This is a genomic window from Herbiconiux sp. A18JL235, assembly GCF_040939305.1.
In the GTDB taxonomy this organism is placed as follows: Bacteria; Actinomycetota; Actinomycetes; order Actinomycetales; family Microbacteriaceae; genus Herbiconiux.
This window is the reverse complement of record NZ_CP162511.1, coordinates 134,204-153,440: the sequence shown is the minus strand read 5'-3', so window position 1 is coordinate 153,440 and position 19,237 is coordinate 134,204. Positions and strand designations below refer to the sequence as shown.

Here is a 19,237-nt window from a genome sequence, read left to right as displayed (position 1 = left end):
CCAACCATGAACGAGACCACCGAGACGCCGGCGGTGAAGCTCCGCGGCCTCACCAAGAGCTTCGGAGCCAACCAGGTCGTGCAGCCGCTCGACCTCGAGATCGGCCGCAACGAGTTCTTCAGCATCCTGGGCCCCTCCGGATGCGGCAAGACCACGCTAATGCGCATGATCACCGGCTTCGAGAAGCCCACCGGCGGCTCGGTGGAGCTCGACGGCAAGAACGTCGACGGCGTTCCGACCAAGTCGCGTGACCTCAACATGCTGTTCCAGAGCTACGCGCTGTTCCCGCACCTGACGGTGTACGAGAACGTCGCCTTCGAGCTGCGGGTGCGCCGCACGCCGAAGCGCGAGATCGACCAGCGGGTGCGGGAAGCCCTCGAGCTCGTGCGGCTCGGAGCCTTCGGCGACCGCAAGCCGGCCGAACTCTCGGGCGGCCAGCGCCAGCGCGTCGCCCTCGCCAGGGCCGTCGTCGGCCGCCCCGCGGTGGTGCTGCTCGACGAGCCGCTCGGCGCCCTCGACCAGAAGCTCCGCAAGGAGATGCAGTTCGAGCTGAAGCGCATGCAGCGGGAGGTGGGCATCACCTTCATCTACGTCACCCACGACCAGGAGGAGGCGCTCACCATGAGCGACCGCATCGCCGTGATGAGTGAGGGTCGGGTGCTTCAGGTCGCGAGCCCGATCGAGATCTACGACGCGCCCTCCTCCCGGTTCGTCGCCTCCTTCATCGGCAGCTGCAATCTGCTCGACGGCGTCGTCGACGTGCAGGGCGGCTCGGTCACCGTGCCCGGCGTGGGTTCCGTTCCCGCGGCGGTGCCGGCGGACGCCCGGCCCGGCACAGGTGTGACCCTCGCCATCAGGCCGGAACGGGTCACCATGACCGCGGCGGTCGCAGGCACAGCGGGCACGGCGGCGGGTTCGGCTCCGGCCGACTCCGTCGCAGGAACCCTCGTCGAACGCGTCTTCCTCGGCGACGAATGGACCTTCCACGTGCTGCTCGAGTCACGCGGCCTCGTGACGGTGAGCGTGCCGAGCGGCGCGGAGTCGGCAGCTCTCGGGGCTGTCGCCGACGGGTCGCCCGTCGTGCTGTCGTGGCCCGCCGATGCGGCGCGCGTGCTCCCCGCCGACGGCTCGGCAGCATTCCCGTCCTCCAGCCCGGCCTCCCCCGCCGCCGCATCCTCCAACCCCGCCGCATCCGTCACCACCCCGGAGGTCTCCGCGTGAACCCGTCCCTCGTCGCCGCTGTCGCCCAGCTCGCCCCCACCGTCGACGGTGCGGCGAACCGGGAGGCGATCGCCGCGCTCACGGCCGACGCCGCGCGAGCAGGCGCCCGGCTCGTGGTCTTCCCCGAAGAGGCGATGCTGCTGGCCGGCGACGTCACCGGCCCGCTCGGACTCGTCGTCGAGGAGGAGTGGCCGCTCTTCCTCGCCCAGCTCTCGTTGCTCGCCACCCAGCACGAGCTGTGGATCATCGCGGGCGGCTACGAGCCCACCGGCAGCGACCGCCCGTTCAACACCCTCGTCGTGGTGAACCCGCGCGGCGAGGTCGTCGAGTCGTACCGCAAGCTGCACCTCTACGACGCCTTCTCCTACCGGGAGAGCGACTACGTCACCGGCGGCACCGAGCTGCCCCCCGTGGTGATGATCGAGGGCGTCGCGATCGGCCTCGTGAACTGCTACGACATCCGCTTCCCCGAACTCAGCCGCGACCTCGTCGCACGCGGCGCCGACGTGCTCTCGATCTCGGCGGCCTGGGTCGCCGGGGCCCGCAAGGAAGAGCACTGGGAGACCCTCGTGAAGGCCCGTGCCATCGAGAGCACCTGCTGGGTGCTGGCCGCCGGCTCCTCGTCGCCGGAGTGCATCGGCAGCAGCCTCATCGTCGACCCCATGGGGGTGGAGCGCGCGGGCCTCGGCACCGTGAAGGAGGCGATCGCCGTCGTGGAGCTCTCGCTCGACCGCACCGCCGAGGTGCGTGAGGTTCTGCCCGCCCTCGCCAACCGCCGTCTCGTCTCGACCGTCACCGTTCAGGAGTAAGCACCACCATGCCGTTCAGCCAGGGCCCCACGCCCGCCGCCCTCCCCGCCGAGCTCGTCGAGAAGCTCGAGCGGGTCTCCTTTCCCACGCTCGGCCACTACCTCGAGGAGGGCTTCGCCGACCACGGCATCCGGCGCATGGTCGGCACGAAGCGCGTCGTCGGCAGGGCCATCACGGTGCGTCTCACGGCGCAGGACTCGACGGTGCTGCACCACGCCGCCGGCTGGTGCGAGCCCGGCGACGTGTTCGTCATCGACACCGGCGGCGACACCCGCCATGCCCCGGTGGGAGAGGTGCTCGCGGCGACGCTGACGCTGCGCGGGGCGGCCGGCGTGATCGTCGACGGCGTCGTCACCGACCTCGACGAGGTGGAGCAGTTCGGCCTCCCCGTGTACGCCCGCGGGTCGAGCGTGCTCACCACGAAACTACTATCGGTGGATGCCGGCGGCGTGAACATCCCCGTCACCTGCGGCGGGGTTGCCGTGCAGCCGGGAGACGTCGTGCTCGCCGACCGCAACGGTGTGTTCTTCGGCCCGGTCGACGTGGTCTCCGCCCTCATCGACACCGCGCTCGCCGACGATGCCGAAGAGCCCGAGCTGGTCGAAGAGCTGCGCCAGGGCGCCCGTCTCGGCGACCTCACCGGTGCGAGCGCCGCAGTCGCGGGCTGGGCTTCGGCAGGGGGAGCCGCCTGATGCTCGTCAAGGCAGCGATCAACGGAGGCCGCACCCGCGACGAGCATCCGGCCGTCCCCCTCACGAACGAGGAGATCGCCGAGGCCGCCCGAGCGGCGGTCGCCGCCGGCGCCGACGTCGTGCACGCGCACGTGCGCACCGCAGACGGCGGGCAGACCATCGCCCCGGATGCGGTGGCCGCGATGGTGCGCGCCGTCAAGTCGGTCGACCCCTCGGTGGTCATCGGCACCACGACCGGGCTCTGGACCTGCTCGGGCCACGAGGAGCGGATGCGCCACTTGGCCGCCTGGCCGGCCGACGCGCTTCCCGACTTCGCTTCCGTCGCCTTCTCGGAGGAGGGAGCCGCCGAGGCCGCCTCGCTCGTGATCGAGCGCGGCATGGTGCTGGAGAGCGCGGTGTGGCACCTCGACGAGGTGCCCGCCCTGCTCGCGTCGCCGACGCTGCACCAGAACGTGCGCGTGCTCATCGAACCCGAAGACGAGGAACCCGACGACGCCGTGGCTCACGCACGCGCCATCGCGGCTGCCCTGCGTTCCGGCGGCGTGACCGCCCCCCTGCTGTACCACGGCTACGACGCGACTGCCTGGCCCGTGGTGCGAGCGGCGGTCGCCGACGGCGCCGAGGTGCGCGTGGGCTTCGAAGACATGCTCGTGCTCGACGACGGGTCCGTGGCCCCCGACACCGTGGCGATGGTCGAGCTGGCGCTCGCGATCGAGGCGAGCGCCGCGCGAGAATAGGGGAATGGCTGCAGACGACCTCGATCGTCGCCTCGTCGAGCTGCTCGGCGAGGACGGTCGGCGCGCCTTCACCGACATCGCCGCCACCGTCGGTGTCTCGGAGGCCACCGTGCGGGCGCGCATCCAGCGACTCACCTCGAACGGCACGCTGCGCATCGTCGCCCTCTGCAACCCGCTCACCCTCGGGCATCAGTCGGTGCGGCTGCTGCTCACCGTGCACGGGCTGAGCCCGCGCAACGTCGCCAAGTCGCTCACCGGCCTGCCGACCATCGGTCACGTCGCGCTCACCTCGGGCGCTCACGACATCTACCTCGAGGCGACACCGCGCGACCTGGGGCAGCTCGCCGACCTGCTCGACGACATCCGCCGCACGCCGGGCGTGGTGACGATCGACCAGTTCGTGCTCACGCGGCTCTACAAGGACTACTCGTGGAACGGATTGCGCGACCAGTCGGGTGAGAGGGCCATGGGAGGCTCGCTCGGGGCCGCGCCCGCCGGATAGTCAGCGGCTCAACGGGGCAGCGCGCCGGTCGCCGGATGCGGGCGGGTCGGCCGCCCGATCGGCTCGCGGAAGCCCGACCACACGTACTCGTCCTTGATGACCTCCAGCACCGCGGCGGTCTCCAGGTGGTCGACGCCGGTGATGGAGCGCACGGTGTCGGTGAGGAAGGCGTTCATCTGCGCCTGGTCGTCGCACCGCACATCGGCGCTGAGGTCGTAGGAGCCGATGCACGCGGCCACGTACTTCACCTCGGGCAGCGCGGCGAGCGCCCGCGCCACAGTCTCCACCGTGGCACCGCGCACGCGGATGGAGAGGTGGGCCTCGACGTAGCCCATCTTGGGGCTGTTCGGCATGCCGACCACCTGCACCACCCCCAGCGAGAGCAGGCGGTGGTACCGCTGGCGCACACTCCCCTCGGAGAGTCCGACGTAGCGCGCGATCTGGCCGAAGGAGCGGCGGCCGTCGAGCCGCAGCTGGTCGATGATCTTGCGATCGATCACGTCGACTGCCTCGAGCTCCATGCCGCAATTGAATCACGCGCGACGGCAAATGCCCGGTCAACCCTGAGAAAGTGCCCGGCCGGCGGCGAGCCTCGTCGGCTACTATCGACGCTCGGACGGAAACGCACGCGCCGTCTTCTCCCCGCATCCACTCGAAGGACACGCATTTGAGCGACACCAGCCGGCGCCACGGACGTCAGAAGACCGGGCCCACCCGCCACGGCCGACTGCACACCCCGTCTCCCGTCGGTCTGGTCGTGAAGGCCGTGGCCGTTGCCCTTGCCGTCGCGCTCGTGAGCATCGGCGGCGTCGCCGCCTACGCGATCAACGGCATCGCCCAGCAGGTGAACGCGAACGCCGTCGACATCTCGGGCGGCGGAGACCAGCCCCCGCCCCCGCCCGTGCTGGGCGCGTTCGAGGGGGGCTTCAACTTCCTCATTATCGGCACCGACAACGACCCCAACCAGGGCGACACCTTCGGTGAGCGCGACGCGACGCTGAACGACGTGAACATCCTTCTGCACGTCTCCGCCGACCACAAGAACGCGGTCGTGGTGAGCTTTCCGCGTGACCTCATGATCGCGCATCCGGAGTGCACCGACCCGAGCACGGGCGAGGTGTTCGACGCCATGTCGTCGCAGCCGCTCAACGAGGCCTTCAGCCGCGGCGGGCTGGCCTGCGTGAACACCACCATCGAGAGCCTCACGGGGCTCGACATCAACTATGCGGCGGCCACCTCGTTCAACGGCGTGATCGAGATGACGAACGCCATCGGGGGCGTGCCGGTGTGCCTCGTCGAGCCGATCTTCGATTCGGACTCCGGTCTCGACCTGCCGGCGGGCACCAGCGTCATCGAGGGGCAGATGGCCCTCGCGTTCCTCCGCAACCGGCACGGCGTGGGCGACGGCAGCGACCTCTCGCGCATCGCCTCGCAGCAGCAGTACCTCTCGTCGATGGTGCGCACGCTGAAGAGCGCCAACACGCTCACCGACATCTCGAAGCTGTACGGTCTCGCGTCGGCGGCCGCCCAGAACATCCAGCTGTCGACCTCGCTCACGAGCCTCGACTCGATGGTGTCGCTGGCTCTGACGATGAAAGACGTCGACCTCAACAACATCGTCTTCGTGCAGTACCCCACGGGCGCCGACGCCGACGACCCGAACAAAGTGGTGCCGGTGCAAGACCTCGCCGACGTGCTGTTCGCGAAGCTGCAGGCCGACCAGCCGTTCACCCTCGCCGAGGGGTCGACGGGCACCGGTTCGACAGTGGTCGACGACGGGACGACGGCACCGGCCGATCCCGGCACGGAGGCGGGCACCGACCCCGGAACCGACCCCGCCACGGGCGATCCCACGGCCACCGACGCTCCCGTCGAGGCCTCTCCCGAGGTGATCGACGGCCTCAAGGGTCAGACCGCGGCGGAGCAGACCTGCGCCAACGCGTTCTCTTACTGAGCGGCTGCCACCACTCGGCCGCCGCACCCCGGGAGCCCCGCATGGGCCCCAGGCACGGTGGCGAGCGGTGATCGACGACCCGGGTTCATGCCGGGGTACCACGACGACGAGACCTGGGTGCGATCCGCGGCGCAAGGCGGATGCGTAGCGTCGAAGACATGACGAACCAGACCGACACCCTCGACCCCGCCATCCAGCCCACCGACGAAGCCAGGCCCGGTGACACCGGAGCCACGACCCCCATCGCCGGCGGCGACACGGTCACCGGCGGCGACACGTACGCCGGCGGCACCACCGGAGCCACGACCCCGATCACCGGCGGCGGCGCGTACGCCGGCGGAACCGTCCCGCCCCTGCCTACCGGCCCGGCGGCGCCTCAGTACTCCGCTCCGGCGCCGGCCAAGACCAACACCCTCGGCATCATCACGCTGGTGCTCGGTGTTCTCGGCTTCGGTCTCGTGCCGGTGATCACCGGACACATCGCGCTCGGCCAGATCGCCCGCAACGGCGAAGACGGGCGCGGCATCACCCTCGCCGGTCTCATCCTCGGCTACGTCACCCTGGCCGGGTGGCTCGCCGTCGCCCTGTTCTGGATCGCCGCCGCAGGCATCGCGATCTTCGGCGCCGCGGTCTCGACGTACTGAGACCCGCCCCGCGAGCCGCATCGCGACCCGCACGGAAACCCACGGAGGGAGACGGACGGCGCAGCACCCGGGTGGCGGGGTCGATCAGACCCCGCCACCTCCGCCACCCCCGCCGCCGCCGCCCGAGAAGCCCCCGCCGCCGGAGAAGCCGCTCGAACTGCTCACCGAGCTACCGGAGTACGACGACGCGGTGCTCGCCGACATCGCCGAGATGCTGGAAGCGAACAGGTAGGCGTTGAAGGCCCCGTCGCCTCCGCCGTACCAGTCGGGCCGGCTGCCGAGGCTCTCATAGTAGGTGCCGAGCACCTTGGCCCACTCGGTCTCGAGGTCGAGCAGCACCGCCCAGGGCAGCAGCTTCTCGTAGAGCTTCACCACCTGCCCCCAGTCGGGCGCGTTCACGCCGGTGCGCAGCGCCCCCTCGGGGCTCTGCAGAACGCGGTACCGCTCCTCCTCCGCCCATTCGATGTACATGCGGATGCCCTTGATGTAGTCGCGCAGCTCAGCCCCCTTGGCGGTGAGCGGCGCCCGGAACGAGATGGCGATCACGACGGGCACCGACACGACCGCCGCGAACACGAACAGGACGGGCAGCCCGCCGCCGAGGCCCAGGTCGGCCGATTGGATGCCGCAGACGAGCCCCACCGCGGCGAGCGCGAGCGACGCGAGCAGCAGCAGCGACGACCGCCCCGACACACCCTTCTTGAAGTAGCCCTCCGAGATCGCGCGCTTTCGCGTCGCCTGGGTGAGCTTGTAGAGCGCCTTCGCCAGGGGCGTGTCGTTCTTCTTCAGCTCCTTCCACGCGTCGGGAGCGAGGTCGTCACCGAAGACGATGCGGGCGAACTCGAGCTCGGCCGCGTTCAATCCCTGCGGCGTGAGCAGGTGCAGCCAGTACACGGGCTTCTTGAACACCAGGCCGCCCTCCTGCTCGACGATCTGGATGTTGTGGCGCACCGCGAGGTCGACGAACGACGCCGCCGTCGCACGGGCGGTCTTCTTCATCACCAACGAGGCGAGGAAGATGTCGACCCCGGGCGGCGGGGTGTACTCGGGGATGATCGTGGGCCGGCCGGGTGCGTCTCGCAGACGGGTGACCCGGTAGACGACGGCGAGCACGATGAGGAGAAGCGACAGCACGAGGGCGACCAGCTGCGCCCAGCTCCACCCGCTCGAGAGGTACGACATGTCGCGCGGTGTGAACGTGCCCGCCGTGAAGGCGATGCCCACGGTGACGTTCTCGCCGGGGCCGAGCTCGCTGACAGCGGTGGTGAACACCGCCGCTCCGCCGTCATCCTTGCGGTCGATGGTGCACGCGGTGCCGTCTCCCTGGGCTCCGACGAAGCACCCGGTGTCTCCCGTCAGGGCCGGAACGAGCTCGGGTGCCACCACCGTCGTGGTGCGGTGCTCGGCGAACGGCTGCCGCCAGAGTGTGCCGTTCGTGTCCCAGTAGAACTCGTCGTCGTCGGTGTTCTCGAAGTACCCGGTGACGTCGCGCTGCGTGTAGGTGAGCACGTAACTCTGCTCGCCGTGCACGAAGTCGTCGGCGGCAATGGTGACGACGAGATTGCCGTCTTCGGTCTCGCTCTCGTAGTCGCGCGGGGTGCCGTCGGCGTCGGTGACCGAGACCAGCGTGAGATCGGTCGGATGCCCCTGGTAGTCGAGCGGGATCGCCCGCTGGATGCCGTGGTTCTGATCGATGTCGGGGAACTCGGCGACGAAGGTCTCGGTGGTGCGGAGCGTGGAGTGGCCCTCGTCGTCGATGCCGAGCTCGTACCGCCCGTCGAACGACGAGAACGAGAAGTCGTTCACCCCGCGCAGCGGCGCACCCGCCGGCGCGAGCGCGGTCGCCGAAGCCGCCGGAGCCCCGGCCGCAGCCACCCCCGCGGCGAGGCCGACGGCGGCGAGCACCGCCAGCATCCGTCGCCCCACGCTCCTCGCTGCGCGACGACGGGCTGAAGCACGAACGGGCAGGTGAGCGACCATGCTCACACTCTAGTCACCACCCCTGACGTTCCGGAGGAATGCTCACCCTCCTGCGGAATCGTCGAAGATAGGTCGGATGACCTAGGTGCGCAGACCACCTCAGGGCGCACGATGGGATGAGTCCACCGACGCGAGGCCGGCCTGCGCCGCCCGCCTGAGAGGAGTCTCCATGACGACGCCATACGACGCCACCACCTCGCCGATCGCTCCGTTCCCCCGCGTGAGCGACGAGGCGATCGACGACCTGCGGCAGCGGCTGCAACGCTTCCGGCAGGTGCCGACGGTTCGCGGAAGTGCGTTCGACGGCGCCGACCTCGGGGTGAGCCCGGAGCTGGTCGCGAGACTCGTGGAACGCTGGCGGGACGGCTTCGACTGGCGCGCCGAGGAGGAGCGCCTCGCCGCGCTGCCGTGGCGCGCGACGACGGAGGCCGCCGTACCCGTGCGGGCGATCGTCGCCGAGGTGCCCGGCGCCCCGGTCGTGCTGCTGCTGCACGGCTGGCCCGACTCCGTGCTGCGGTTCGAGCGCATCCTCCCCGAGCTCTCCGACGTCACCGTGGTCGCTCCGGCGATACCCGGCTACCCGTTCGCCGCGCCCACCGACGGCGAGGCGCTCCCGCCCACCGGCGCGGCCGATGCCATCGCCGCGGCCATGGCCGAGTTCGGCTTCGAACGGTATGTGATCTCCGCGGGCGATGTCGGCTGCAACGTGGGCGAGGCGCTCGCGGCGAGGCATCCGGATGCTGTCGCGGCCCTCCACCTGACCGACGTGTCGCAGCAGCACTTCCTGAACGGCGTGCCCGGCGACCTCGACGAGGAGGAACGGGCCTACGTCGACTACGGGATGCGCTGGCAGGCGGCGGAGGGGGCGTACTCGCACGAGCAGTCGACCCGGCCCCTCACCCTGGGCGTCGGGCTCGGCGACTCCCCCGCCGGGCTCGCGGCGTGGATCGTGGAGAAGCTCGTGCGCTGGACGGACTCCGACGGCGAGCTCGAGAACGCCTTCACCCTCGACGAGGCCCTCACCTGGGTGAGCGCCTACTGGTTCTCCGGGTGCATCGGCACCTCGTTCGCACCGTACTCTGCCGACGACCCGCAGAGCTGGCCGCGGGTCGAGGCGCCCACGGTGTTCACGGTCTTCCCCCGCGATCTCGTGAACGCCCCGCGTCGCTTCGCCGAGCGGTTCTTCGCGATCGCCGACTGGCGCACCTTCGAGCAGGGCGGGCACTTCGCCGCCTGGGAGCGGCCCGACGACTACCTCTGGGGCGTGCGGCGCGCGCTCGAGCTGGCGCGGTGATGGCGCTCGCATGGGGCGCGCACGCGGGCACCGGGCGGGCACGGGGCGCGGCGCGGCTAGGTGGCCGGCGGCGCCGGGGCGACGGCGAGCGAACCGGCGAGCGGCGCCCCGCTCTCGGCGCTGAAGAAGCAGAACCAGCGCCTGTCGCCGGCCGCCCACTGCGCCTCGTCGGCCGGGAACGCCGCTTGCCAGCGCAGATCGGGCACGGCGGCGGCTGCAGCCGGATCGAGCACCGACGGGGCGGTGCAGAGCAGGTTCATCCGTGTGGCGAGCTCGACCTCGCCCGGGTACGTGGCCGCGGCGTCGCCGTCGAGCAAGCCGGTGGCCACCAGCTGCGCTGTGTGCTCACCGCCGCAGTCGACGACCGTGAACTCCTCCGCCCACGGGGAGCTGAAGGAGGAGAGGCACTCGCCACCGGCGAGGGAGCGCCACGGCTGAACCCCCGCGGCGGCCTGGGTGGAGGGTGCGGGTGCGGCGAGGTCGAGCGTGGCGCCTGACGAGCCGGCGGCCGGGTCGCCCGTCGGGTTCTGCGTGGGGAGGGGCGACTGCGCGGGCGTCGGCCCCGGGGTCGCTGCGGTCTCCACCGGGGTGGCCACCGCATCCGCTTCGCCGCCGTCGTCGCCGCCGCCCGCCCAGCTCGTTCCGGCCGCACGCCCCGCGAAGAACAGGGCGACCACGAGCGCGGCGGCGAGCACGAAGGAGCCCGCCACGATCACCCGGGTCGCCGCCCGGCCATCGAGGCCCCTCGACGAGCGGTGCCGCCCCACAGAGGCGGGGTCGCCGTGCGCGGGCGCGCCCCCCGGCGCTCCGCGACGCCCCGGATCACCGGGGCTCGACGACGTTTCGCGGGGGCTCGACATCGTTACTCGAGCCCGAGGTCTCCCAGGCCGATGGCGTAGTGGTAGGGGTAGCCGGCCTCCTCGATGCGTTCACCGGCACCGGTCGCGCGGTCGACCACCACGGCCACACCCACCACGATCGCCCCGGCCTTCTCGAGGGCGGCGATGGCGGCGAGCGGCGAGCCACCCGTGGTCGAGGTGTCTTCGAGCACCACGACGCGCTTGCCCGCGACATCCGGGCCCTCGACCTGCCGGCCGCGGCCGTGGTCTTTCGGCTCCTTGCGCACCACGAAGGCGTCGTAGGCGAGCCCGCGCGCGGCGCCCTGGTGCAGCACGGCGGAGGCGATGGGGTCGGCGCCCATGGTGAGTCCGCCCACGGCGTGCACGTCGTGGATGCCGGCGATGAGGTCGAGCATGACCTGGCCGATGAGCGGCGCGACCCGGTGGTCGAGCGACACCTTGCGCAGGTCGACGTAGTAGCTGGCCTTCTTGCCGCTCGTGAGCGTGAAGTCGCCATGGAACACGGCGTCGGACTTGATGTACTCGATCAACTGGCTGCGCGCATCACTCACGGGCCCAGTCTACGGGGCGGGTCGCATCCGGCTTCGGCAGACGGTGGCCGCGCGGCATGCGGTCGAGGGCTCTCGAAGGCGCTGTCCGCGCGACTTGCGGTCGGGATCGCACCCGGGCACGATGAGCGCACCGGCACCCGGCAGGCGGAGCCGCGACCGCGCCGAGGAGCGAGCGTGCACGACGACACCCTGCTGGCCATCCTGCACAGGGGACGCCCCGCCACCATCGCGGAGGCGGCCCAGCTGGCCCACCTCGACGAGGCGGCCGCCCGCGGTGCCGTCGAAGCGCTCCGCGAGCGCGGGCTGCTCGGCGGCAGTGGCGATGAACTCGCCTACCCCGACCCGGCGGCCTGGGTGAGCGAGCGGGTATCGGCCCGCTCCTCCCAGCTCAGACGCGACGCGCAGAGCGCCCTCGACGACATCGAAGGCGTCATCGCCGACCTGCCCCGCATGCTGCGCCAGTTCTCGATCGGCGAGACGACCGCCGACCCGGTTCCTGTCATCACCCGGCACGGCCCGCACGCCTCGGAAGATCTCTGGTTCGACAACGCTCCCCACGAGTCGGGCACGCTCTTCGCGGTGCTGCCTGAGGTGACCCGGTTCCTCAAGCCAGACCCCGACCGCGCGGCGCGCTTCGGGCGCGCGCTCGCCGGCAAGACCTCGGTACGCGTCATCATCCCCACCTCGGCGGTCGACGAGCCCGCCGCCGCGCGCTCGATCGAGCACTACAGCAGCTTCGGTGTCGAGTACCGCACGCTCGACTCGCCGCCCAGCTGGTTCTGGGTCGACGGAGACCAGCTCGCTCTCCCCTTCGAATGGGGCGAAGGCGCCCCCACGAGCGTGCTGGGCGTGCGCAACGCCGCTCTCGGCGGCATGGCCGTCGACTACTTCGAGCGGCTCTGGTGGCAGGCCGAGCCGATCCTGCCCGCCGAGCATCCATGGACACCGCTGCTGACGCTCATGCGCCAGGGCATCACGCTCGAATCGGCCTCCCGGTCGCTCGGCATCAACCCGCGCACCGGCCGGCGGCGCATCGCGGCCGCGATGGAGCACTACCGAGCCACGACGCTGTTCGCCCTGGGTGTGGCGTGGGCGGCGGAGGGCCGGCGGTCGGAGTGACGACGCGCCCCGCGCAGTGTTCCTAGGGGCCCGCGAGCAGCTGGATCGACGCCGACACCGTGAACGCGTTGACCGACGAGCTGAAGCTCGCCGTCACGAAGGTGGTTCCCTGGCCCTCCGGCCAGGTGAAGGCGATCGATGACGCGCCGGGGGGCAGCTGGAAGTTCCGGAAGGTGCGCTGGCCCCCGTTCCTGAAGTCGATCCAGCCGTTCGTCGGCGCGGCGACGGCGGTGGGAACCGAGTCGAAACCCGAGATCGCGGCGAGCTCGCCGACGGCGTACGAGCCGGGCGCGGCCGTGACGGTGAGGGTGTTCGTTCCGCCGAAGTACCCGACCGCCGCATCCCACGCCAGCGTCGGCCGGCCGGCCGGCCCGACGTTGATCTGCGTCGACGACGTCTCGCCGTTGTTGCTCCACTCCGCAATGACGTCATAGCCGCTCGTCCAGTCGATCCACGGGTTCGTGGTGAAGACGTAACTGCCGGCGGCGAGCGCCTGGGAGGAGCTCAGGATGCCCGAGGGCGGGACGGCGCCGTAGCTCCACCCCGCAGGCAGGGTCTGGAAGCTCGGCGAGAACGGCATGCCGACGGTGTACAGCTCGATCGCGCCCGTGGAGCCGACGGCAGCCGAGCCGGCCGGGATGGTGAGGATGAGCGAGTTCGGCGCCTGGAAGTCACCGTTCAGAGAGTTCCAGGTGAGGGAGGAGGTCTGCTGCCCGCTGGCCGCCGCCGAGGGCGCCGCAGCGACGGCCACGAGAACGGGCGCCGACCAGGCCGCCGCCATGACGGAGCGGCGCGAGATGTCGTTCATGCTCACGATGATGACGGCCGCTGCCCCCGCTGACAAGGCTGCGCCGCATCTTCCTCTACGGCTGACGACCGGATGCGGTGAGCAGCTCGCGCAGAGAGCGCGGCGGGCGACCGGTGAGCCGCCGCACGTCGTCGGTGAGGCGGGCGAGCTCGCCGCTCGCGATCGCCGTGTACGTGCTCACCCACGCGTCGAGCTGCCAGGGCGGCGCCTCCCAGACGGCCCGCGAGGCATAAGCCTCCGCGACCGTCTCATCGTGGTAGCGGATGGGCCCCCGCCCCCACAGCTCGGTGAGCAGCTCGGCCACCTCCGCGAGCGTGAGCGCCTCCGGGCCGGTGAGCTCGTAGGTGGCTCCCGCGTGCGCCGCCGGGTCGCGCAGCACGGCGACCGCCGCGTCGGCGACGTCGGCGCGGGCCACCGCGGCCACCCTCCCGTCACCCGCCGGGCCGCGGATCACCCCGTCCTCCCCCGCGAGCAGCGGCAGGAAGTCGGCGTAGAAGTCGTCGCGCAGGAAGGTGAAGGCGATGCCAGACTCCCTGATGTACTGCTCGGTGGCGTAGTGGTCGCGAGCCAGGGTGAAGGTGGCGTCGGGCGCCGCCCCGAAGAACGAGGTGTAGACGAGGTGCCCGACTCCGGATGCTCTCGCCGCGTCGACGAACGATCGATGCTGCTCCAGACGGTCGGCACTCTCGGCCGCCGACACCATGAACAGCACATCGACTCCTTCGAGGGCCCGCTCGGCGGCGCCGCGGTCGCCGTACCCGGCGACGGCGATCTCGACCTCCGCCCCGGCGCCCCTCAGCTCGACGGCGACCCGCTCCCCCCGGGCAGAGTCGCGCACCACCAGGCGCAGCCTCGCGCCCTCCGTCCCGTCGGCTGCCAGCAGGCGCGCCGCGCGCCCGCCCACCTCACCCGTCGCCCCGGTCACCGCGATCGTCGTCACCATGCCCCCATCCTGCCCCCTCGCCACCCCTCCGCGACCCGACGCGACCTCACCGGGCACCGTTCTAGGCTTGCCGAATGGATGCAGACGACTGGGAGAAAGAGGTCGCCGACCTCTGGGCCGACGAGGGCGTCGACGACGACGAGCGCATCGACAGGATGCGCGCCCTGGCCGAGCAGGCACCTCACCCCGCCCTCGGCGAGTTCGAACTCGGCGGAGCGTGCGACTCGGGCGGCCGTGAGGCGGAGGCCGACCGGCACTACGCCGCCGCCACCGCGGCCGGTCTCCGCGACGTCGACCCCGGCCGGGCCGCGCAACTCGCCATCCAGCACGCCTCGACCCTGCGCAACCTCGGCCGCGTCGAGGAGGCCGTGACGATGCTGCGGAACGCACCCGAGCATCCCGCCACCGGCGCCGCACCCGCCGTGTTCCTCGCCCTCGCCCTGCACAGCGCGGGTCGCTCCGCCGAGGCGCTGCGAGTCGCCCTCGAGGCGATCGAACCCACCCTCCCGCGCTACCACCGCTCCGTGCGCGCCTACGCCGCCGCCCTCACGGACGACTGAAGCATCGGCCGCGTCACCCGATCACGTATTGTCGGAGTGCTCCCTCGACGTCACGGGAGATGCTGGACGTTCCGCCCAGCACGATGATGCGCGTCGGGTCGAGGCGTTGAAGTTCGAGGGCGACCGTCGACGGCACGGTGTCGGGGCCCACCAGTAGAACCGGCGCCTGCTGGGTGATGGCGGCGGCAGCACCAGACAGGGCATCGGGGAAGGTGTTCCCTGAGGCCACGTAGACCGTCTTCGACTTGCTCGGAAAGGCGTTGCTCGCGATCGCCGCGGACGTGGCGAACCGGTCGGAGCCCGCGATGCGCTCCGTGGGAGCGATGGTCTTCACCGCGTCGACGACGGAGTCGGCGATCGTATTCGGGCCACCGAGAACGACGATCTTCTCGGGCTGCGTCCGACGGAGCTCTGCGAGCACGCTGTCGGGAGCGGAGTTCTTTGTCACGAGCAATACGGGTCCGCCGCGCGAGCCCGCCGCTGCCGAACCCGACAGCGCGTCTGCGAAGTTCTCGCCCGACGCGATGTACGTCACTGCGATTCCTCCACTGCCGAAGATGGACTTCGAGATGTTGACCGCCACCTCATACCGGTCAGCGCCCCCGATGCGACTCACGGAAGGCGCATACGACTCGAGGCCCTTCAATACGGCATCACTCACCGAGTTCACCCCTCCGACGACGACGATCTTTCCCGGCCTCAACCGACCGAGCTCCGACGCGGCAGCCGGGGGTATCGAGTCGCGCGGGGTGAGCAATACGGGTGCGAACTGCGGCCCGGCCGTCGCCGAGACCGCCAACGCGTCTGCATAGACCGCCCCAGACGCGACATATACCGTATCGACGCCGGCGGAGAATGCCCGGGCCGAGATGCTCGCCGACGTCTCGAAGCGGTCGACTCCCGCAACCCGCTCGATGGTCGGCACCTCCGCCCCGACCGCGTAGATGGTCGACCAGATGCTTCCGGGAGACGCTGACAGCACCGCATCCGATGTCAGAACCACGACACGTCCGTCTGCCGAGATGGCGCTGTCCCATGACCAAGCGCTTCCCGCCGCACCGGTGGTGCGGTCGACACTCACCAGCGAGACACCTCTGGCGGATCGCGCGTAGACCTGAGCCATCCCCCTGGTGTCGGACTCGACGAGGTCCGTGGCCCACGACGTGAAGGTCACTATCGAACCGTCCGCAGAGAGTGCAGGCCAGTCCGACCGATCATTCGCGGCTGACGTTCCCGAACGGTTCACGCTCACAAGCGTGGAAGAGGACTCCCGCAGATTCCGCACCATCACCTGCTCGTTTCGACCCGTGCCGGGTGTGTCGACGATGTCGGTCGCGGCAGTCAGATAGGCGATCGTCGATCCATCGCCCGACAGCGAGGGCATCCACGATCCTCCGTTCCCACCGACACCACCCCCGTTGCGGGACTCCGAGACCAATCGCGTCGATGAGCCGATTCGAACGTAGACCTGAGTGGCACCGGCCGGGTTGCCCCTGGGTCGCGCATTGGACGCCGCCGTCGTGAAGGCGATGACCGAGCCATCGGCGGAGACAGATGGTTCGTCGGCGAGGGCATCGAGCAGAATCGGGTGTTCGGCGGTCGAACCATCGGCGACACTCACGAGCTCAACCCTTGAGGTAGCGTCAGCCTCCGCGGGCGCGCGGTAAACGAAGCTTCGAGTGGAAGGAACCGTCGACGTGGAGATGAGATCGGTGGCTTTGGACACGAAGGCGACGGTCGAACCGTCGCTGGAGATGGCGGGGTCGGAGGACTCCCCGTTGCCGGCACGCATCCCACTCGATGCCACGCTGATGAGTCGCGTGATGTTGCTACCCATGTCTCTCACGTAGACGTTCCACTGACCCGACCCTGTCGGAAGTGCTTGGAGATTACCCGCCCATGACGCGAAAGCGACGAGGCGACCGTCCGCTGAGATCGAACCGTGTGCAGAGGGACCGGAGCCGGGAATGTTCTCGGAGCCCGTCACGGCGCTGACGAGTCGCACCTCACCCGTAACGAGATCTTTCCGGTACACCTGATCGTTGATGGGCTTGTTGTCGGGCAAGAGGTTCTTGGCGTGAGATGTGAAGACCACATAGCGCGCATCCGCCGATATGGATGACTCGGTGGAGTCGCCATCTGCGCTTGCCCCCGTAGGAGTGGCGCTCACGACGACGGTATCCCCGAAGCCGGGAACGGTCGCGTGAGCGGCGCCCTGCGCTAACACGGCCGAGCCGAGCGCCAGCACGGCGATCACACCATAAAACGATCGTTTCGTCGCCTTCATAAGGCGAGCATACGTCATTTTATGCCCTGTCGCGAAGCTGACCTGAGCATCCTCGATGGACGGGGCGAACTCAGGAGGCGCCCGCGCGACCGCGCTCTTCGAGCGCGGCGAGTTCTTCGCGGGCGGCGTCGAGGCGCCAGCGGGCTGCGGGGCGGCGCCACCAGGTGGCGTCGGCGAGCTCTGCGGCGGCCTCGCGCATCCGGATCTCGGCCGCCAGCACGAGCGCGTCGTGCTCCATGGCGGCACGCTCGCTCGCGGTCGGCTCGTAGAGGAGTTCGCCGCGGTCGTCGGCGGCAACCGAGATCCAGGCCGCCGCGACCAGGGTCGCGACGCTCGTCAGCCGGAACCACAGCAGCATCGCGATGAACACCACGAAGGTCGACAGCAGCGGGTTGCGCGAGGCACCGCCGAGCAGTTGGCTGCCGGCGACCTGCAGCACGAGCAGGGCGGCTCCTCCGAGGGTGGCGCCGCCGAGCATCCGCTTCACCGTCAGCCGGGCGTTGGCGAGGAAACGGAACAGCACCATGAGCGCGATGGTGTCGATGAGGTAGACGACGACGAGCCCGAGCACGGTGACGAGGCCCGTCGACCAGTCGCGCAGAGCGTTCGGGAACAGCGAGTACACCCAGTCGAGGGCCGCCGTGCTGGCGACGCTGAGCACGGCGGCGGCGAACAGGGCGACGCCGAGCACGAGCGCCACCACGAAGTCGCGCGCCTTGAGCAGCACGTAGGAGCGGGGGTCTCGTGGCACACCGAAGATGGCGCGCACGGCGACACGGGAATAGGTGATCCAGCCGATCGCGGTCCAGATGAGCACCACGAATGCCGCGACGCCCGTGATGGTGAGCACCGAGGTGCTCGAGCTCGCGATCGCGAGCAGGTCGCTCTCGGGGATGACCCCTTCGGGGCCGATCAGCCCGGGGATGTAGGTGTTGATCACCTCGATCAGCGCACCCATCGTCTCGGGCGAACCCACCAGCCAGATGCCCGCGACGGCGAAGATCACGTAGACCGCGGCGAACACGGCGAACAGCGCCTGGTAGCTCATTCCCGACGAGAGGAGGAAGCCGTTGCCGGCGAGGAACCGGCGCCAGACGCGCGTGGGGAAGAGCGCGAGGGTGTCGTTCGTGAGGGCGGTGATGCGGGTGAGCGGCTGGTCGAAGCGCTCCTGGAGGCGCTGGGTGTGCTGCTCGATGCGGTCGCGGAGGGTGGCGTCGACGGCGGCCGCGTCGGTGTCGTCGACGTGCCTGCCGTCGTGCCCGCCGTCGCCGGGGCCTCCGCGTGCCGCTCGCGCCATGCCGTCAGCCTAGTGAGCGGACGTTGCGGGTGCGGGGCAGTGGTGCGTCCCGCCCCGCGCATCCGATGACGGATGCTGCCGGTAGCGTTGAGGCATGCGTGTTGCGACCTGGAACGTGAACTCCATCCGTGCCCGAGTGGGGAGGGTCGTCGACTGGCTGGTGCGGGAAGACGTCGACGTGCTGGCGATGCAGGAGATCAAGTGCAAGGAGTCGCAGTTCCCGTTCGACGCCTTCCACGAGGCCGGGTACGAGGTGGTGCTGCACGGTCTCAACCAGTGGAACGGTGTGGCGTTCGCGAGCCGCCTGCCGATGACGGATGCGGCGAACACCTTCACCGGCATGCCCGGCTTCGGCAAGGCCCTCGACGACGGCTCGCTGCCGCTCGAGGCCCGCGCGCTCGGCGTCACCGTCGACGGCGTGCGGCTGTGGAGCCTGTACGTGCCGAACGGCCGCGAGCTCGAGAACGCGCACTACGACTACAAGCTGGCCTGGCTCGCCGAGCTGGCGGAGCAGACGAAGGCGTGGCTCGCCGCGCACCCCGACCAGCCGCTCGCGCTCATGGGCGACTGGAACATCGCCCCGCTCGACACCGACGTGTGGGACATCGGCGCGTTCGCCGGCTCGACCCACGTCTCGGCGCCCGAGCGTGCCGCATTCGCGGCGTTCGAGCAGATCGGCCTGAGCGACGTGGTGCGCCCACTGGTGCCCGAGGGCTACACCTACTGGGACTACAAGCAGCTGCGCTTCCCGCGCAACGAGGGCATGCGCATCGACTTCATCCTCGGCTCGCAGCCCTTCGCCGACCTCGTCACCTCCGCCCGCATCGACCGCAACGAGCGCAAGGGCGACGCCCCCTCCGACCACGTGCCGGTCGTCGTCGACCTCGACCTCGACCTGGAGACCGACGACGACGACCGGCCGATGATCTTCGGCTGAGCTCCCGACCCGCCGTTCCGTCACGCGCGCGTCGGCGGCGGC

The 19,237-nt window shown here is 70.6% G+C and carries 19 protein-coding genes; 11 read left to right on the top strand and 8 right to left on the bottom strand.

The features are described from left to right. The first annotated feature begins 6 nt into the window (after positions 1–6). From ABFY20_RS00735 to ABFY20_RS00715, 5 genes are read left to right on the top strand one after another with little or no spacing between them, the layout of a single operon-like run. Positions 7–1,221, top strand: a complete 1,215-nt coding sequence (locus ABFY20_RS00735) for an ABC transporter ATP-binding protein (RefSeq protein WP_368498032.1) — start codon at positions 7–9, stop codon at positions 1,219–1,221. Continuing rightward, on the top strand, positions 1,218–2,030 hold the full coding sequence (locus tag ABFY20_RS00730) for a carbon-nitrogen hydrolase family protein (protein ID WP_368498031.1): 813 nt from the start codon (positions 1,218–1,220) through the stop codon (positions 2,028–2,030). Before ABFY20_RS00735 ends, ABFY20_RS00730 begins: the two co-directional genes overlap by 4 nt. A gap of 8 nt (positions 2,031–2,038) precedes the next feature. After that, positions 2,039–2,722 (top strand): RraA family protein, encoded by a 684-nt coding sequence (locus ABFY20_RS00725; protein WP_368498030.1) that lies wholly within the window; start codon positions 2,039–2,041, stop codon positions 2,720–2,722. Next, complete coding sequence (locus tag ABFY20_RS00720; protein WP_368498029.1) at positions 2,722–3,459, top strand: 3-keto-5-aminohexanoate cleavage protein; 738 nt, start codon at positions 2,722–2,724, stop codon at positions 3,457–3,459. Before ABFY20_RS00725 ends, ABFY20_RS00720 begins: the two co-directional genes overlap by 1 nt. 4 nt (positions 3,460–3,463) lie before the next feature. Next, on the top strand, positions 3,464–3,961 hold the full coding sequence (locus tag ABFY20_RS00715; RefSeq protein ID WP_368498028.1) for an Lrp/AsnC family transcriptional regulator: 498 nt from the start codon (positions 3,464–3,466) through the stop codon (positions 3,959–3,961). Between the two features lie 8 nt (positions 3,962–3,969). Here ABFY20_RS00715 and ABFY20_RS00710 read toward each other — a convergent pair whose 3' ends face one another. After that, a complete protein-coding gene (locus ABFY20_RS00710) occupies positions 3,970–4,482 on the bottom strand; it encodes an Lrp/AsnC family transcriptional regulator (protein WP_368498027.1) in 513 nt (170 codons plus the stop codon). Between the two features lie 146 nt (positions 4,483–4,628). On the opposite strand from ABFY20_RS00710, the gene ABFY20_RS00705 reads away from it, so the two are divergent. Both ABFY20_RS00705 and ABFY20_RS00700 read left to right on the top strand, forming a co-directional pair. After that, complete coding sequence (locus tag ABFY20_RS00705) at positions 4,629–5,915, top strand: LCP family protein (RefSeq protein WP_368498026.1); 1,287 nt, start codon at positions 4,629–4,631, stop codon at positions 5,913–5,915. 158 nt (positions 5,916–6,073) lie between these two features. Further along, positions 6,074–6,559 (top strand): DUF4190 domain-containing protein, encoded by a 486-nt coding sequence (locus tag ABFY20_RS00700; RefSeq protein WP_368498025.1) that lies wholly within the window; start codon positions 6,074–6,076, stop codon positions 6,557–6,559. A gap of 84 nt (positions 6,560–6,643) precedes the next feature. On the opposite strand, the gene ABFY20_RS00695 is transcribed toward ABFY20_RS00700, so the two are convergent. Continuing rightward, complete coding sequence (locus tag ABFY20_RS00695) at positions 6,644–8,539, bottom strand: DUF2207 domain-containing protein (RefSeq protein WP_368498024.1); 1,896 nt, start codon at positions 8,537–8,539, stop codon at positions 6,644–6,646. 169 nt (positions 8,540–8,708) lie between these two features. On the opposite strand from ABFY20_RS00695, the gene ABFY20_RS00690 reads away from it, so the two are divergent. Beyond that, a complete protein-coding gene (locus ABFY20_RS00690) occupies positions 8,709–9,833 on the top strand; it encodes an epoxide hydrolase family protein (protein WP_368498023.1) in 1,125 nt (374 codons plus the stop codon). Between the two features lie 56 nt (positions 9,834–9,889). Here ABFY20_RS00690 and ABFY20_RS00685 read toward each other — a convergent pair whose 3' ends face one another. Together ABFY20_RS00685 and pyrE are read right to left on the bottom strand one after the other, a co-directional pair. After that, positions 9,890–10,600: a hypothetical protein gene (locus ABFY20_RS00685; RefSeq protein WP_368498022.1), complete on the bottom strand. Its 711-nt coding sequence runs from the start codon at positions 10,598–10,600 to the stop codon at positions 9,890–9,892. 95 nt (positions 10,601–10,695) lie between these two features. Further along, a complete protein-coding gene (gene pyrE, locus ABFY20_RS00680; RefSeq protein WP_368498021.1) occupies positions 10,696–11,244 on the bottom strand; it encodes an orotate phosphoribosyltransferase in 549 nt (182 codons plus the stop codon). A gap of 174 nt (positions 11,245–11,418) precedes the next feature. On the opposite strand from pyrE, the gene ABFY20_RS00675 reads away from it, so the two are divergent. Then, positions 11,419–12,363: a hypothetical protein gene (locus ABFY20_RS00675; RefSeq protein ID WP_368498020.1), complete on the top strand. Its 945-nt coding sequence runs from the start codon at positions 11,419–11,421 to the stop codon at positions 12,361–12,363. Positions 12,364–12,385: 22 nt separating this feature from the next. On the opposite strand, the gene ABFY20_RS00670 is transcribed toward ABFY20_RS00675, so the two are convergent. Both ABFY20_RS00670 and ABFY20_RS00665 read right to left on the bottom strand, forming a co-directional pair. Further along, entirely contained in the window at positions 12,386–13,171 is a 786-nt protein-coding gene (locus tag ABFY20_RS00670; RefSeq protein ID WP_368498019.1) for a hypothetical protein, read from the bottom strand. Positions 13,172–13,226: 55 nt separating this feature from the next. Next, on the bottom strand, positions 13,227–14,114 hold the full coding sequence (locus tag ABFY20_RS00665) for an SDR family oxidoreductase (protein WP_368498018.1): 888 nt from the start codon (positions 14,112–14,114) through the stop codon (positions 13,227–13,229). Positions 14,115–14,188: 74 nt separating this feature from the next. Between ABFY20_RS00665 and ABFY20_RS00660 the strand changes: the two genes are divergently transcribed. Further along, on the top strand, positions 14,189–14,674 hold the full coding sequence (locus ABFY20_RS00660; RefSeq protein ID WP_368498016.1) for a tetratricopeptide repeat protein: 486 nt from the start codon (positions 14,189–14,191) through the stop codon (positions 14,672–14,674). Positions 14,675–14,687: 13 nt separating this feature from the next. Here ABFY20_RS00660 and ABFY20_RS00655 read toward each other — a convergent pair whose 3' ends face one another. Next, complete coding sequence (locus ABFY20_RS00655; RefSeq protein ID WP_368498014.1) at positions 14,688–16,961, bottom strand: cell wall-binding repeat-containing protein; 2,274 nt, start codon at positions 16,959–16,961, stop codon at positions 14,688–14,690. A gap of 70 nt (positions 16,962–17,031) precedes the next feature. Continuing rightward, complete coding sequence (locus tag ABFY20_RS00650) at positions 17,032–18,258, bottom strand: YihY/virulence factor BrkB family protein (RefSeq protein WP_368498013.1); 1,227 nt, start codon at positions 18,256–18,258, stop codon at positions 17,032–17,034. 94 nt (positions 18,259–18,352) lie between these two features. On the opposite strand from ABFY20_RS00650, the gene ABFY20_RS00645 reads away from it, so the two are divergent. Further along, a complete protein-coding gene (locus tag ABFY20_RS00645; RefSeq protein ID WP_368498012.1) occupies positions 18,353–19,195 on the top strand; it encodes an exodeoxyribonuclease III in 843 nt (280 codons plus the stop codon). Positions 19,196–19,237 lie beyond the last annotated feature (42 nt).